This is a genomic window from Dehalococcoides mccartyi CG5 (genome assembly GCF_000830885.1).
In the GTDB taxonomy this organism is placed as follows: Bacteria; Chloroflexota; Dehalococcoidia; order Dehalococcoidales; family Dehalococcoidaceae; genus Dehalococcoides; species Dehalococcoides mccartyi_B.
Window position 1 is genome coordinate 885,551 of record NZ_CP006951.1, and the last position, 14,983, is coordinate 900,533.

A 14,983-nucleotide genomic window follows, 5' to 3' on the forward strand; every position below is an offset into this window, starting at 1 on the left:
CACCATTTGAACTTATATACCAAGGGGGAAGCAAATTTGCTTCCCCCTTTTACTGATAAACCTAAACTTTCAATTACCCAGATAAAAACAGCTAAACAAGACCAAATTTGGCAGCCGCAATGCCTGCCAGAGTCCGGTTAGAGACATTAAGCTTGGTCATAATACCTTTTACATATTTCTTGATTGTAATTTCAGCATAATCCAAATTAACGCTGATTTCCTTATTGGTATAACCGCGTGCCACCATAATAAGTATCTCAAGTTCACGCGGAGAAAGTACATCCTGAGGTATAACATTGATAGTAGCTGACGAATATTCACCGGCAGGACTTCGGCCCTCAGCCTTGGCATTTACAAATTTGACAAAATTTTTAGAGGCACTTTCAAGCAAATCCCCCTGCCAGACGCTGCCACCGCAAGCTACTACCCTAATAGCATTGGATAGAAGTTCAAGCGGACAGTCCTTGGTCAAAAAGCCATTTATGCCGTTATACAAAGCTTCAGTCACATATGGTTCCGCTTCGTAGCCGGTCAGGAATACAACCTTGACCGGAGGATATACCCCTTTTAGCTTATGGCTCAGCTCACAACTGTCAAGGCCGGATATTTTGATATCCGTTAACACAACTTGCGGTTTTAGTTCTTCTACTAGCCTAAGTACATCTGAAGCGTTATCAGCCTCCCCCACTATTTCAATATCTGCTTCGGAACAGAGTACCTTTCGCAGCCCTTCTCTGGCAACTTGGTGGTCATCCGCCAAAAATATCCTGACTGGAGAAGTGCAATGCCCTATCTTGGGAGAGGATTTGTTGGGTTTCATGATTATTTTGTCCATGGCCATCCCTTACGTTTTCAGATATATGCAAAGATAAAAATACAATCTGTATCCATGCAACCCAAGTATTTTACATCATACTACGCATAGGTTCAGAATAAAAGACCTGACTTTATCTAAAACAGCTATTCCTCTATTACCAAATGAAACCAAGAAGGCGGCTCCGGATACCGGAGCCGCCTTCAAGCAATAATGTCTGGTTTTGGTCTTAGAGTTCCAGATTAACCTTGTACTCGGTGGATTTATCTTTCTTAACGTTAAAACCGAAATCCTTGCACAGGTTCAGCATAACCACGTTTTCAGCCAGTACCACACCGTAGAAATTCTTCAAACCCTTTTCGCGGGCAATGCCAATCAGCATATCCAGCAGTTTAGCCCCCAGTTCATGGTGCTGGAAATCATCAGCCACCAGTATTGAGAATTCACCGCTCAGACCGTTGTTGTCTATAATCAGACGGCCTACACCCACGTTGCGTTTTTTGCCCTTGTCGTTATATTCGGCAATAATGGCCATTTCACGGTCATAGTCTATATTGCAGAAACGCACCAGCAAGGCATGGTTGATATCCTTGAGTATATGGAAGAAGCGCATACGGGAAGATTCTTCTGACAGACCTTCCAGCAGGGCTTTTTCCATAGGCTCATCTTCAGGGCGGATAGGCCGCAGGATAACATCACGCCCGTCCTTGGTATGCCAGGGCTTGATATATTTGGCCGGATACGGGGTAATGATAAGGTGGTTATGGTCACCCGTCGGGTTCTTTATATATTCTTCATCTATTATTATACGGGCATCCAGAGCAATGGCCTCTGAACCAAGCAGTGCCAGCGGGTTAATATCAATTTCCATAATTTCAGGGAAATCCACCAGCAAATTGGAGAACTTCACCAGAGTTTCTTCAAGCAAACGCAGGTTTGCCGGGGGTTTGGTGCGGAAGCCCTTGTAAAGCATCTCGTATATTTTGGTGCCTTCCATTACCCGTCTGGCAAGCACCTGATTGAGGGGCGGCAGGCCTACCGCCACATCCTTCTGGAATTCGGCTTCAATACCGCCGGAACCAAATAGGATAACCGGCCCGAACACAGGGTCTTTCTTTGAGCCGATAATCAGCTCGTAGTCATATTTGTCTACCATGCGCTGCAGGGTTACACCCTCAATATTGGCCGCAGGACAGGCAGCTTTCACGTTTTCCATCATGGTGGCAAAGGCTTTTTCCACCTCGGCCTCGGTTTTAAGACCAAGGATAACCCCGCCCACATCTGACTTATGGGAAATATCCGGCGAGGCAATCTTCATAACCACCGGGAAACGCAGGGCGGAAGCAATCTGGGCAGCATCTTTGGCATCACGTGCCAAGAACGGCACCGTAGCATCAATGCCATAAGCCTGAAGAAACTTTTTAGACTCGGTTTCGGAAAGAAGGGTGCGACCTTCGCTGGCTACCTTCTTGAGAATGGTTCGTATATATTCCTTGGACGGGTCTACATCCACCGCCAGTTCTTCGGGGGTTTCATACAGATTTTCAAGGCCGCGGGCATAGCGGTACATGAAGATATAGCCCTTAACCGCCTCTTCGGGAAATTCAAAACTGGGTATATTGTGCTGATAAAACAGCTTTCTGGCTTCGGCCACGTTGGCATCACCCATCCATGAGGTAAGCACCGGTTTTTTGCTCTTCTTGGCAATTTTGACAATAGTCTTGGCAATATCCAGAGGATTAGCCGCACCCTGAGGAGTATAAATAACCACTACACCATCCACACCGGGGTCTTTGATGGCAGCTTCAAGGGTGACTGCATACCTTTCAGGATCGGCATCTCCCAGAATATCCATGGGGTTGCCTTTGCTCCACGAAGGAGGCAGGACCGGATTCAAGGCGGTAACAGTCTCGTCAGATATGTGAGCCAATTTGCCTTTTTGTTCCATCAGCGAGTCCGTAGCCAATACGGCAGGACCGCCGGCGTTGGTTACAATAGCCAGATTTGCCCCCCTGGGCAGATTTGAGGTATTTAATATAGCGGCACAGCTGAAAAGGTCACCGATATTGTCCACCCGAACCACGCCTGCACGCTGGAAAATAGCGTCTACAAACATGGCATTCCCCACCATTGAGCCGGTGTGGGATTTGGCGGCCTGAGCACTCTCTTCAAAACGGCCGGGCTTGATAACGATAATGGGTTTGGTGCGGGCAAAACCGCGGGCGGCACTCATGAATTTCTTGGCTTCGCCCATGGTTTCCAGATATACAATAATACTCTTGGTATTTTCGTCAGTACCGAAGTAGTCAATAAGGTCACCGAAGTTCACATCCATCATAGAGCCGATGGAAGCAAATCCGGAAAAACCTACATTTCGGGCAATAGCCCAGTCAAGCACAGCTGAACCCAAAGCGCCGCTCTGTGACAGGAAGGCCACATTGCCGGTTTTGGGCATTTCCATGCGGGCGAAAGTGGCATTGAAACCGCTTGCGGGGCTCATGGTACCCATACAGTTGGGGCCAATAATGCGGATACCGTACTGCTTGGCAATCTCGGCTATCTTTTCTTCAAGGGCTTTGCCCTCAGACCCAACCTCTTTGAAGCCAGCCGAAATAATGATAACAGACTTGGTACCCACTTTGCCGGCGTCTTCAATAACCTGGGGTACAAACTTGGCAGGGACCACCACCAGCACCAAATCAGGTACTTCGGGCAAGTCTTTCAGAGTAGGATAGCACTTCTGTTCCAGTACAGATTCACGGTTCGGGTTTACCGGATAAACAGCCCTTCGGTCTTTACCTTTTATAAGATTCTGAAGGATGATTTTGCCGGTAGAACCTTCCTTGTCTGTTGCGCCTACCAGAGCTACACTCTTAGGGTTGAAAAATAGCTTGATTTTGTCCACGTTTCTCCTCTAGTAAATTACTTGTGGGCAAAGAGGCTGATAAGTCCGCTCAGGGAAGATTGTCACGGGAAAAATAGAAAAACTTCCCCCACGGTATTTTTCTGCCCAGCGCCAATGTGCAATAGAATACCATGACCCAGACTCACTTTTCAAAGTTTGCAGGCAGTTATTTAAATATTCTAAGTCATTTTTCAAATTTTATACCTGAATGTCAGAGTTATCTGCCGCAAATTTGAGAAAATAATCCCCGCCGCAGGGGAATTGCACCCTTGACCAACCCGTATACCTTTCAAGCACCTTAACGGGAAATGATACCGGATTTTTTCTGCTTCAAACATATTGGCTATATCTTTACCTTGCCTCTGGCAATACAATGAAGATAGCCATATAATGGAAATATGTTTAAACAAGTCTATTTGTGACTACTGTTAATTTAAAAGTAAATATTTCAGCCTAACCATGATAAGGAGTATGAGCTATGATTTTGAAGCAAGGCCTGAAACTATTTAGCCGTTTAGCGCTCACTTTTGCCCTGTTATTCCCCACCCTGTTGGTTATTTCTCCCGTCAGTACACTCTCCGCCAATACCTTCGCCGCATCAAGCCAGCTCTCGGTAACAGACGGGGTCTACACTGATTGGGGAAGTATGGCAACTCCCAGCCAAGGGGTACATGTCTGCACTGACTATTCTAATAACAGCGCCGGTGACGGGTCAGGCTTCACTAATACCAGCAGCGATATTACCAATATCTGGGTAGCCCTTTCCAGCAGTTCAAACGGGCTGCTTCCGGCCAGCCCCTCCAACCTTATAGAAAATATTTACTACCGCATAGACACCCGTGGTACTTCCATGAACCCCGGCCAGAGCTATTTTATCCAGCTAAATCTGGGTATAGCCCCGCCAGCCAGGGGATGGTAAAAACAGGTAAATTAAAACGCATTCACCATGACCTTACGCTGGTAATACCCAAAGAATAACCTTTAGCAAAATCAAATAAATTAAAGGGGCGGAAAACAAGCTTTCCGCCCCTTCTTTATCAAGCTTAAAAATATATCCCTGCGAATCTAAATGGATATGTCAGTCCAGTCAGAGTTTATTTGCAGCAATCAGCGCAAATACCGTTTATAACCATGTGGCTAAGGTTCGGGGAAAAACTGTATTTGGCCTGAATATCCCTGCGGAGTTTAGCCAACATATCGTCACTGCATTCTATCCGCTGCCCACACCGGCTGCATATCAGGTGATGATGATGTCCTTCATCAGAATGGTGATAGATAGTTTGGTCGTCTATCTTGCTTTTAACCACACAACCAATACTCTCCAGCAAATCCAGAGTGCGGTAGACTGTTGAGCGGTTAATATCCGGAAATTTTTCCTGAACCTTGTTTATTATCTCTTCGGCAGTCAAATGGGCAGAAACGGAATGGATAACATCAACCACCAGCTTGCGCTGGAGAGTAAGTTTGTAGCCGGATTGCTTTATGGTATTTAGACAACTCATCTTAGTTCTACCTAGTTGCATTATAACAAGCATCAGGCATAAGTCAAGAATAACCCGGCAGTTATTCTGCCATATTTTTAAAGGTCTTTCCCTAGCACAAACCCATCAGATTAACCGTCAATTTACAGCATTCGCAATCATATCAGATCTCTTTTTGGAGACAAGCTATAAATTCTTCCCGTGCATATTTCTCCTGCCATGGGCAATGCCCGCAACGCTTAAGCAAAACTGCCGAAAATCTTTCCAGATGGTTTGCCAAATAATCTAAAACAGGCCGGGCCGGATGAGGGTCGTAATCCCCATGTATGGCAACTACCGGGCATTTCACCGCAGACAGATATTCTTCAAACTTGTTTTCCAGCCTTAATTTGAGTGCTTCCTGCCAGATGGATTTATAAGTTTTGTAACTGCACTCTAAAAACGCATCAGGCAAGTATAAGGGTGAGTATGCATCCACCTGTAAAACAAGTTTGCCTATTTCGGCCAAAGACTCATCAGCCATAGCATCATTTTCAGCTTCAGCCAGAAACCGGGTTAATGTTGCCAATTTATTTTTCTGACCTTCATCCATCCGCCTCAGGCGTGTATCCATAATGTTCTTTGCCTCTGCCGATTGAAACAGCGGGCAGGACACCAATATCAATTTTGAAATAAGCTGAGGGTAAGTACCGGCCAGCATAATACCCAGCCACGCCCCCCAAGAATAACCCGCTAAAACTACTTTTTGGTCTCCAAACCGAGTAATAATGCCAGAGAGATATTCCAGCTGTTCCTTGATGCCAAGACTGTAAAGGCGAGGCTCAATAACCCCCTTGGCGGAGCTTATGTCCTCTGCCAAACCGGCCAGTTCACCGCCTGCTCCCGGTCCGCCATGTAAAAATACCAAATTGTATGGCGGCTTACCGTGAAGAACAAATCGGTTAGTCAAAACACTCATACAAAATATTAACATTATCGGGACTAAAACCAAATAACCCTGTCAATTTCGCTTCAATAATATTTAACTTCTTCTGTTGACAACGAAAATATTGAGGAGTATAACTATATATAACGATATATAGTTATAGCTTATTATAGAGGTGAATAAATATGTTTGGCTCACCATTTCATAACTTTGAAAGGCATTCTCATCCTTTTGACAGATTCTCTCATTCATTTGAAAAACGCTCCCGCATGTTTAAAAGGGGCGATATGAAATTTGTTATTTTAGACTTGCTGAAAGATAAGCCAGCTCACGGCTACGAGGTAACTCAGTCTCTAGAGGAACGTTTTCACGGCCTTTATTCCCCCAGCACCGGCAGCGTCTACCCGGTATTACAGTTACTGGAGGACATGGAGTACGTAACGTCAAGTGAAGTCGAGGGGAAAAAAATATATACGATTACCGATGGCGGTAAAAAGTTTCTGCATGAACAGGAAGAAACCACCCAAAAAATCAAGGAGCGGCTATGGGGCTGGGGAAACGCCAAGAATCAGGAGTACCTGCAAAACATTCGTACAACCATGAACTATCTGGATGAAATCAGGGAACTTATGGGGCACATAGCCGTTCACAATGACCCTGCCAAAATTATCAGGGTCAACAATATTTTGGATAAAACCCTGGAGGAAATGGAAATAGTATATCGGGAAAAATAAACCGTTTTCCCCAAAGCCAAATATAAAAGGCCCTGAACAATCTTTAGAATACACACAAAGTTGACCTGCTACGCGAGATTATCCTTGATAATAAACTTGCTTAAGGCAACCAGTCATTCATTTGACAAATATCTGTTAAGCTACTAAATTATATAGCAACTAAACTATTGTGGACAGGTTATAAAGGCAGATGGCAAAGCAACAATTTCAGAATGAAGCAGACACAGGGAGAGACGAACTGTTACAGCAGCTTCTTGAACGTATGTTTTCTTTGATGAGGCATGTTCAGCGGGATGTTTCGGTTATAAAGCCCTCTCTCAGCCACCCCCAAGCCAGGCTGGTTTTTATAATTAACAAATATGATGATTCGGGAATATCCGTCAAGGAATTAGCCCGCCTAACATCGGTTACACCGGGCGCAATCACCCAGTTAATAGATGCCCTGATTGACAAAAAACTGATAACGCGGGAAACAGACACGGCTGACAGGCGCAGCATAAAGTTGAAACTGACCTCTGCGGCCAGAAAAGAAATACATCAGTTCAGAAAAGATTTCTTCAGCTCCATAGCCGAAAAATTTAATGTCCTGAGTACTGATGAGCTGAAAGAGCTAGTCAGCCTGATCACCAAGGTCAGTCCTGAACCCATTACCAAAGAAGATATGCCGTAGCCAAATACCGGATAGATTACGCTTATTCAGGAGGAGATATCCCTTGTGGAAACTAATTAAGTCTCTCAAACCATTTACTTGGTCTATCATCCTTATTTTTACCCTACTGCTTGGGCAGGCTATGAGTGACTTGTCTTTGCCGGACCTGATGTCACGGATAATAAACGTAGGCATACAACAGCAGGGCATTGAAAATGCAACCCCTACCGCCATACGTTCCAGTGAAATGAACCGGATACTCCTGTTTGTGGATAGTGATGACAAGGCATCGGTAACCGGATACTACACACTACTGGATAAAGATTTGCTATCTCCAGCTGATTATAACCAATACATAGAATCCTATCCTGGGTTGGCAAATGAATCAATATACAAGCTAAACACTGACGATGAAAATGCCGCAAACCGCCTAAACTCCATCCTGTCTGTTCCCATACTAATGGTATCGTATATCGAAAGCGGAGCGGCTACTGATATTTTGGGCAGCCAGTTTGACCTGCCTGATGGAGCAGATATATTTTCCGTACTGGCAAGTTTGCCTCAGGAACAGCTTGATGCCATTATTCAAAGTGCCGCAAGCCACCTGTCCGCCATACCCGAAAGTATGGTTGCCCAGTCAGATGTAAGCTACCTGGCTACAGAATACCAAGCTATCGGCATTGATCTCAACCAGATGCAGATGAATTACATGGTCAAAATCGGCGGGTTGATGCTGCTGCTGACACTGGTCAGTGTTACTTTTTCGGTTGCCGTAGGTTTTCTGGCCGCCCGGGTGGCTGCCGGATTCGGACGGGATACCCGCCGTAAGGTTTTTACCAAGGTAGAGAGCTATTCCAACAGTGAATTTGATAAATTTTCTACGGCTTCGCTTATAACCCGCTCTACCAATGATATCCAGCAAATACAGATGATACTGGTAATGCTGCTGCGGATTGTGTTCTACGCCCCCATTATGGGTGTAGGCGGCATAATCAAGGCTCTGGGGCAAGATGTCTCCATGTCATGGATTATTGCCTCAGCCGTAATGGCAATACTGGCCATGATAGGTGTGATTTTCGTAGTGGCAATCCCCAAATTCAGGATAATCCAGAAGTTTGTTGATAAATTAAACCTGGTTACCCGCGAAATGCTGAGCGGCCTAATGGTAGTCAGGGCATTCAACAAGCAGCAACTGGAAGAAAATAAATTTGAAAAAGCCAATATAGACCTGACCAAAACCACTCTGTTTATCAACCGGGTTATGGTCTTTATGATGCCGGCCATGATGCTGATAATGAACGGGGTCGGGGTGCTGATTATCTGGGTGGGTGCACATCAGATAGATGCGGGTGCCATGCAGGTAGGCAATATGATGGCTTTCATGCAATACTCCATGCAGATTATTATGGCCTTCCTTATGGTCTCCATGGTATTCGTCATGATGCCCAGGGCTACAGTCTCTGCCCAACGCATTGCCGAAGTACTGGAAACTGAACCCGGTATTGAAGACCCAAAGAAACCTGTCAGCTTTGATACAAATATCAGGGGCAAAGTAGAATTCCAGAATGTGGGCTTCAAATACCCCGGTGCAGATGACTATGTTCTGAAAGATATTTCGTTTGCTACCAAGCTCGGGCAAACCACCGCTATTGTAGGCGGTACCGGAAGCGGTAAATCAACTCTGGTCAACCTTATTCCCCGTTTTTACGATATAACAGAAGGCCAGATTTTGATAGACAATACCAATATCCGTAATGTCACCCAGCATGACCTGCGGGATAAAATCGGGTATATTCCCCAGAAAACCAACTTGTTCTCCGGCACTATAGAGAGCAATATCGCTTATGGAAACGAAAATGCCGATGCAGACACATTAAAGAAAGCCGCCCGGATTGCCCAGCTGACAGAATATATTGACACCACCGAAAACGGTTTCAATACACCCATATCCCAGGGAGGGGCAAATATCTCCGGCGGGCAGAAACAAAGAATGGCTATTGCCAGAGCAGTAGCCAAGCAACCTGAAATATATATCTTTGATGACAGCTTTTCCGCCATTGACTTCAAGACCGATGCCACTCTGAGAAAAGCCCTGAAGAAAGAGACTCACAATGCTACGGTATTGATTGTAGCTCAAAGGATAAATACGGTTATGAATGCCGAGCAGATTATCGTGCTGGAAAATGGAATGATTGTCGGGAAAGGCACCCACAAAGAGCTGATGGAAAACTGCACAGTATACCGCGAATTGGCCCTGTCACAGCTGTCCATGGAGGAGTTATCAGCATGAGCCAGAACAGAAATAACCCCCAATCCCGGATGCCGGTGAGCGGCGGCCCTATGGGTGGCGGCATGCACATGGGCGGCGGCCCAATGGGCGGAATGCGTATGGCACACTCAGGTGAAAAGGCCAGAAATTTTAAGGACACCATGACCAGCCTTTTAAAATACCTGACACCTTATCGCTTTACGCTTATCATTGCACTGGTATTAGCCATTTTCGGTACGGTCTTTACCATCATCGGGCCGAAGCTTCTGGGTAATGCAACCACCAAACTTTTTGAAGGTCTGGTAAGTAAAGTCATGAACGCTCCGGGGGCCGGAATTGACTTTACTTATATAGGTAATATAGTACTGATTCTGGTCGGGCTGTATGCAGTCAGTGCCATATGCAGCTATATTATGGGCTATATAATGACCGGCGTATCCATCAAGGTTACTTATGACCTTCGCAAGCAGATAGCAGAAAAAATAAACCGACTGCCAATGAAATTCTTTGACAACAAGACCTATGGCGAAGTTTTAAGCCATGTTACCAACGATGTTGATTTAATATCCAATACCCTAACCCAAAGCATGTCCCAGATGGTTACCTCTGTAGTTACCATACTGGGTGTGCTGGTGATGATGTTCACTATCAACTGGATTATGGCACTTGCTTCGCTGATAATAGTCCCCGTTTCTATAGGCCTGATTTCCCTGATAGTCGGCCGGTCACAAAAATATTTCCGCAAACAACAGGACTATCTGGGGCATATAAACGGTCACGTTGAAGAAATGTATTCCGCCCACAATGTTATGAAAGCTTTCAACGGCGAGGAAAAATCCATAACCAAATTTGAAGGGTTGAACGAAGAGCTGTACGGCGCATCATGGAAATCCCAGTTCCTCTCCAGCATTATGATGCCCATGATGAACTTCATAGGCAACCTGAGCTATGTGGTTGTATGTATTCTGGGCGGCTTTCTGGCCATACAGAAAACCATTCAGGTAGGCGACATACTGGCTTTCGTCCAGTATGTCAGGTCATTCACTCAGCCGCTGGCCCAAACCGCTAACATTGTAAATATACTCCAGTCTACCGCTGCGGCAGCCGAGCGTATTTTTGAATTTCTGGGAGAAGGCGAAGAAGTCCCCGAACCGGCTAATCCTGTCAGCCTGAAGGATATTTCAGGGGCTGTCAGCTTTAAAGATGTGTCTTTTGGTTATAGCCCGACCAAAGTTATAATCAAAAATTTCAACGCAGACATAAAGCCCGGCCAGCGGGTAGCCATTGTCGGACCTACGGGTGCCGGAAAAACCACTATGGTTAAGCTACTGATGCGCTTTTATGACGTAAACAGCGGGGCTATTCTGGTAGACGGGGTAAATATACAGGATATCAAGAGACAGGAGTACCGCAGTGCCTTCGGTATGGTACTTCAGGATACCTGGCTGTTTAACGGCAGCATTATGGATAATATCCGCTTTGGCAAGCTGGATGCAACCGATGATGAGGTTTACACAGCGGCCAAGACGGCCTACATAGACCATTTTATACATACCCTGCCAAATGGTTATGAAATGGTAATGAACGAGGAATCCAGCAACATCTCACAGGGTCAAAAACAGTTGCTGACCATTGCCAGAGCCGTTTTGGCCAACCCCAAGATTTTGATTTTAGACGAGGCTACAAGCTCGGTGGATACCAGAACCGAAATGCTGATACAGCAGGCTATGGAAAACCTGATGCAAGGCCGCACGGCATTTATAATTGCCCACCGTTTATCCACCATCCGTAATGCAGATATCATACTGGTGATGAAAGACGGAGCGATTGTAGAACAGGGCAACCATAAAGAACTGCTGGAGGCTAACGGTTTTTACGCTTCGCTATATAACAGCCAATTTGAATCAGGACTGATAGAAAATAACTAATGCTTGATGCTTTCTTGATATATAACAAATATCTGCAGTTATGTAGTAAGGCTAATGATATTTATATGAATCTATTTTAATTTAAAAAGGTAGAACATGAAGTCAAATAACCAGCAAGAACAAGCCCATAAACACACTCCCGGTGATTTTGTACCGGTAATAAACACGTCAAAATGTGAGGGGGATGGAGAATGCGTCTTGGTTTGCCCCAAAGGCGTATTTGAGATATACCAATTATCCGCCCTTGAGAAAAACCAGCTGCCCTTTATATCCAGACTTAAGGTATCTGCTCATGGCAGCAAACAAGCCAGATTAATACACCCGGAACGCTGTGAAGGTTGCGGTAATTGTGTAAGCGCCTGTCATGAAAAAGCAATAAAACTTAAAAAAAATCTTCAAGGTTGATACTATACGAATAAATCAGATGGCCTTGGGTTGGGTTTATACTTTAGCAAATTGATAATAACTTTTGATGGCAGGAATATCCGGGTTGATGCGACTAATCACCCGGGAGAAACTGTAAAATTTACTCTGCCCATAATCTCTGAGTGATATTTGAAAATACTATTATTGAAGACGATAACTATATGTGAAAACCGCTAAGCTTATTTGCATGTACACTGGCCAGCGGCACAAATATTCTGTTCCTAAAGCAGATGATTATCGGGATAAACCATTCTGAAGATTAGAATTAATCACCGGAATCTAGGGCGTATTTCAAAAGAAGATGGATTTTGACTTTACCAGAACATGTCCGTATCGCGGCTTAAAACTATTTTCTCATAATAACGCACTGAATTTTGAGGAAATAGGACCGACTTGATTTGAAGATTATGGATATACACCCGCAGAAGAGAAATTTAGATTAGCCGGGGAAGTTGTTGCTGTTTCATTGTTCCAGTTATATACAATCCGCCGCCAAATTATCCTATCCTTTTTTATCTAAGCGTTTCAGGGTAGCATCCAGTATTTTCTTCAGAAGCTTCTCCAGTTGCCCGCGTTCATCATCTGTCAAAACCGCCGTAGATTTAACCATAGTTTTGCGGATATCCAGCATTTGCCGGTAAGTATTATAGCCTTTTTCGGTCAGGGATATAGTTATCATGCTATGGTTATCCGGGTCTTTTTCTTTATAAATCAGGCCATTGGCTTCCATCCTGTTGATAAGTCCGAGAATGGTATGAGGTTCTCTCAGTAAACGCCTGGTGATGTCATTTATGGTAGCCTTGCCTTTAGTAGCAATCTGGTCAAAAACTCCCGCCTGTTCAGGGGAAATACCGATTTGGTAATAAGCCCTTTCCAGTTCTTTATATATAGCCCGGCAGGTGCGCATTAGTAACAGTCCTGCTGCATCATTTGGATCCCATTTATAAAAGTCGCTAAATTCCATAGTCTCTTCCCGATACTTCTTTAATACCTCAAATAATATCAACTTGTAGTTGAATCGTCAAAAAAATCAGCATAAAGTACTACGCCATTTGGACGATGTATTTACAGATAGTTTAGTGTATCGTACATGATAAGTATCGTATACGATGTATTTCGTATACGATATAGGGATACTAAAGTATATAACGGCTGTTCATTCCCAAAGAGAGGTGGAAATGAAACGTTGACACTCGGGAAAGACTGAGTGGTATTTGGGAAGACAAATGATTAACAAAAAGTGAGAGGAATCATGGCAGAAGTAAATCGTAGAGATTTCCTCAAGGCCGCAGGAGTAGGGGCGGCCGGGTTATCAGTGGCTGCCGCCGGCAGTTACTGGAATTCTTATCATGAGGGCCAATCTGCATTCTCCATGCAGGGCCAGGAACACCGTCAGGGTCATGAATATTTTAACCGCGAACCATTCAGAGTAGACAAAGTTACTCCTTTCAGCTGGGAAGTAATTGGGCCTGATTTACCGGATAACCACTCTGTGGGCGGCATACATCGTATTGATATGCGTTGGTACTATGGCGAAAGGTTCAAGAGTGCCGGACACGCAGTGGCCGGTAGTAACCCGGCAGTCGGCTATGATTTAACCAAAGGCGACCTGGACTGCATGCCCAATACTTGGCCATCCAATGGTTTGGCTGGTTTGTCCACTTTCTATCAAAAATATTATGATCTGTATCCAATGATGGTAGATGTAGACAAAGAGTACAAGTATGATTGGCTTCCTCAGCTTGTAGAACGCTTTAAATCAAGCATAGACAGCCGTGCCAGTTTCAATGCCAATGAGGGGCTTATTGCTATGGCCAGGTCTGAAGCTCAGCGGGCTGTGCCTGTTTCAAGCATAACTACCCCGCCAGAGGAAAACGACTGGTCGGGTGTTTCGGCCCGCCGGGCTGTTTTTGAATCCCCCGAACTGGCCAGCCAGTTAATCAAACGCATGGCGGCTGATTTGGGTGCAACCTTCGTAGGTGTAACACCCCTAAACAAGGGCTGGGTAGCCTATAGCCATGCCCCCTTGGGCGGTCTTGGCGGTGGCACCGGCGGCCGTGGTTTTGGCCTGAATACCCCTATTAAAATACCTGAATGGTGGGACAATGCCATCTTGGTAACCGGTACAATGAGCTGGGATGTAAATGCCGGAGACCCCAACTATGGTGACTCATGGACGGGCTACAATATTTCATCCCAGATAGCCCAGCAGATGGTTAAATTCCTTAAATACCTTGGTTATCCCGCCCGCTGGCATTCCCCGTTTGGCGGTTACGATTTCCCTGTTCCAGGTATCGCTGCTGAATGCGGTATGGGTGAAATCGGGCGCACTTCAAACTGTCTTGCCCCGGACTTTGGCGGCAACGTACGTCCGGCAGTTATCACTACCAGCCTGCCTTTGGCGGCTGATAAACCGGTAGATTTTAACCTGGCTGAGTTCTGCAGCCGCTGCAAACTGTGCGCTCAGGTCTGTCCTACCCAGGCTATCAGCTATGCTGACCAGCCGGACTTTGAGATTTATGGTCTGCGCCGCTTCTGCACCAATCTGGCTAAATGCCGCGACGGTTGGAACCTTGGAGCCGGACCTATGGGTTGCCGTGCCTGTATCTCGGTATGCCCGTGGACCAAGAAGAATACCTGGGTACATCGCTTTGTACGCGAAGTTCTGTCTCATGACGCTACCGGTACATCCCAGAATGTGGCTATTTGGGCTGAGCGGACACTCTATCCCAAAAATTATGCAGACGATCTCAATCCTCCTAACTATAAAGGTGTCTACGAACCTCCGAAATGGATAACTACCAATGAATATGTCAGTAGTTTCGTTAATACTCCGATGGGGGTGAAGTAAT

At 45.3% G+C, this 14,983-nt stretch carries 12 protein-coding genes; 7 read left to right on the plus strand and 5 right to left on the minus strand.

What is annotated here, in order from left to right; all coding sequences use genetic code 11:
* Positions 1–91: 91 nt before the first annotated feature.
* Together X794_RS04685 and X794_RS04690 are read right to left on the minus strand one after the other, a co-directional pair.
* Entirely contained in the window at positions 92–835 is a 744-nt protein-coding gene (locus tag X794_RS04685; RefSeq protein WP_011309528.1) for a response regulator transcription factor, read from the minus strand.
* Positions 836–1,043: 208 nt separating this feature from the next.
* Positions 1,044–3,719, minus strand: coding sequence for a bifunctional acetate--CoA ligase family protein/GNAT family N-acetyltransferase (locus tag X794_RS04690; RefSeq protein WP_011309529.1), 2,676 nt, complete (start codon positions 3,717–3,719; stop codon positions 1,044–1,046).
* A 478-nt stretch (positions 3,720–4,197) separates the two neighbouring features.
* Between X794_RS04690 and X794_RS04695 the strand changes: the two genes are divergently transcribed.
* Entirely contained in the window at positions 4,198–4,638 is a 441-nt protein-coding gene (locus X794_RS04695) for a hypothetical protein (protein WP_034376399.1), read from the plus strand.
* A gap of 175 nt (positions 4,639–4,813) precedes the next feature.
* Here X794_RS04695 and X794_RS04700 read toward each other — a convergent pair whose 3' ends face one another.
* Positions 4,814–5,221 carry a Fur family transcriptional regulator gene (locus tag X794_RS04700; protein ID WP_011929229.1) on the minus strand — a complete coding sequence of 136 codons (408 nt, stop codon included), beginning with the start codon at positions 5,219–5,221 and terminating at the stop codon, positions 4,814–4,816.
* A gap of 142 nt (positions 5,222–5,363) precedes the next feature.
* On the minus strand, positions 5,364–6,158 hold the full coding sequence (locus X794_RS04705; protein ID WP_231097537.1) for an alpha/beta fold hydrolase: 795 nt from the start codon (positions 6,156–6,158) through the stop codon (positions 5,364–5,366).
* Between the two features lie 254 nt (positions 6,159–6,412).
* Here X794_RS04705 and X794_RS04710 point away from each other — a divergent pair, with 254 nt between their 5' ends.
* The 5 genes from X794_RS04710 (at position 6,413) to X794_RS04730 (ending at position 12,110) form a co-directional block, all read left to right on the plus strand.
* A complete protein-coding gene (locus tag X794_RS04710) occupies positions 6,413–6,859 on the plus strand; it encodes a PadR family transcriptional regulator (protein WP_227028517.1) in 447 nt (148 codons plus the stop codon).
* Between the two features lie 190 nt (positions 6,860–7,049).
* Positions 7,050–7,529, plus strand: a complete 480-nt coding sequence (locus tag X794_RS04715; RefSeq protein ID WP_034376395.1) for a MarR family winged helix-turn-helix transcriptional regulator — start codon at positions 7,050–7,052, stop codon at positions 7,527–7,529.
* A gap of 43 nt (positions 7,530–7,572) precedes the next feature.
* The gene (locus X794_RS04720; RefSeq protein WP_011929233.1) at positions 7,573–9,798 is read left to right on the plus strand and encodes an ABC transporter ATP-binding protein; all 2,226 of its coding nucleotides are present in this window, start codon (positions 7,573–7,575) and stop codon (positions 9,796–9,798) included.
* Between the two features lie 29 nt (positions 9,799–9,827).
* A complete protein-coding gene (locus X794_RS04725) occupies positions 9,828–11,705 on the plus strand; it encodes an ABC transporter ATP-binding protein (protein WP_052471058.1) in 1,878 nt (625 codons plus the stop codon).
* Positions 11,706–11,801: 96 nt separating this feature from the next.
* Positions 11,802–12,110 (plus strand): 4Fe-4S dicluster domain-containing protein, encoded by a 309-nt coding sequence (locus X794_RS04730; protein ID WP_015407126.1) that lies wholly within the window; start codon positions 11,802–11,804, stop codon positions 12,108–12,110.
* Between the two features lie 523 nt (positions 12,111–12,633).
* Here X794_RS04730 and X794_RS04735 read toward each other — a convergent pair.
* Positions 12,634–13,095 (minus strand): MarR family winged helix-turn-helix transcriptional regulator, encoded by a 462-nt coding sequence (locus X794_RS04735; protein ID WP_041344565.1) that lies wholly within the window; start codon positions 13,093–13,095, stop codon positions 12,634–12,636.
* 288 nt (positions 13,096–13,383) lie between these two features.
* Here X794_RS04735 and X794_RS04740 point away from each other — a divergent pair, with 288 nt between their 5' ends.
* On the plus strand, positions 13,384–14,982 hold the full coding sequence (locus X794_RS04740; RefSeq protein ID WP_015407127.1) for a 4Fe-4S binding protein: 1,599 nt from the start codon (positions 13,384–13,386) through the stop codon (positions 14,980–14,982).
* Position 14,983 lies beyond the last annotated feature (1 nt).

Excerpts from the sequence above, each read along its gene's own strand:
- X794_RS04700 (WP_011929229.1), bottom strand. The coding sequence starts at position 5,221 with ATGAGTTGTCTAAATACCATAAAGCAATCCGGCTACAAACTTACTCTC.
- X794_RS04715 (WP_034376395.1), top strand. The coding sequence starts at position 7,050 with ATGGCAAAGCAACAATTTCAGAATGAAGCAGACACAGGGAGAGACGAA.
- X794_RS04730 (WP_015407126.1), top strand. The coding sequence starts at position 11,802 with ATGAAGTCAAATAACCAGCAAGAACAAGCCCATAAACACACTCCCGGT.
- X794_RS04695 (WP_034376399.1), top strand. The coding sequence starts at position 4,198 with ATGATTTTGAAGCAAGGCCTGAAACTATTTAGCCGTTTAGCGCTCACT.
- X794_RS04725 (WP_052471058.1), top strand. The coding sequence starts at position 9,828 with ATGCCGGTGAGCGGCGGCCCTATGGGTGGCGGCATGCACATGGGCGGC.
- X794_RS04705 (WP_231097537.1), bottom strand. The coding sequence starts at position 6,158 with ATGAGTGTTTTGACTAACCGATTTGTTCTTCACGGTAAGCCGCCATAC.
- X794_RS04685 (WP_011309528.1), bottom strand. The coding sequence starts at position 835 with ATGGACAAAATAATCATGAAACCCAACAAATCCTCTCCCAAGATAGGG.
- X794_RS04735 (WP_041344565.1), bottom strand. The coding sequence starts at position 13,095 with ATGGAATTTAGCGACTTTTATAAATGGGATCCAAATGATGCAGCAGGA.
- X794_RS04740 (WP_015407127.1), top strand. The coding sequence starts at position 13,384 with ATGGCAGAAGTAAATCGTAGAGATTTCCTCAAGGCCGCAGGAGTAGGG.
- X794_RS04710 (WP_227028517.1), top strand. The coding sequence starts at position 6,413 with ATGAAATTTGTTATTTTAGACTTGCTGAAAGATAAGCCAGCTCACGGC.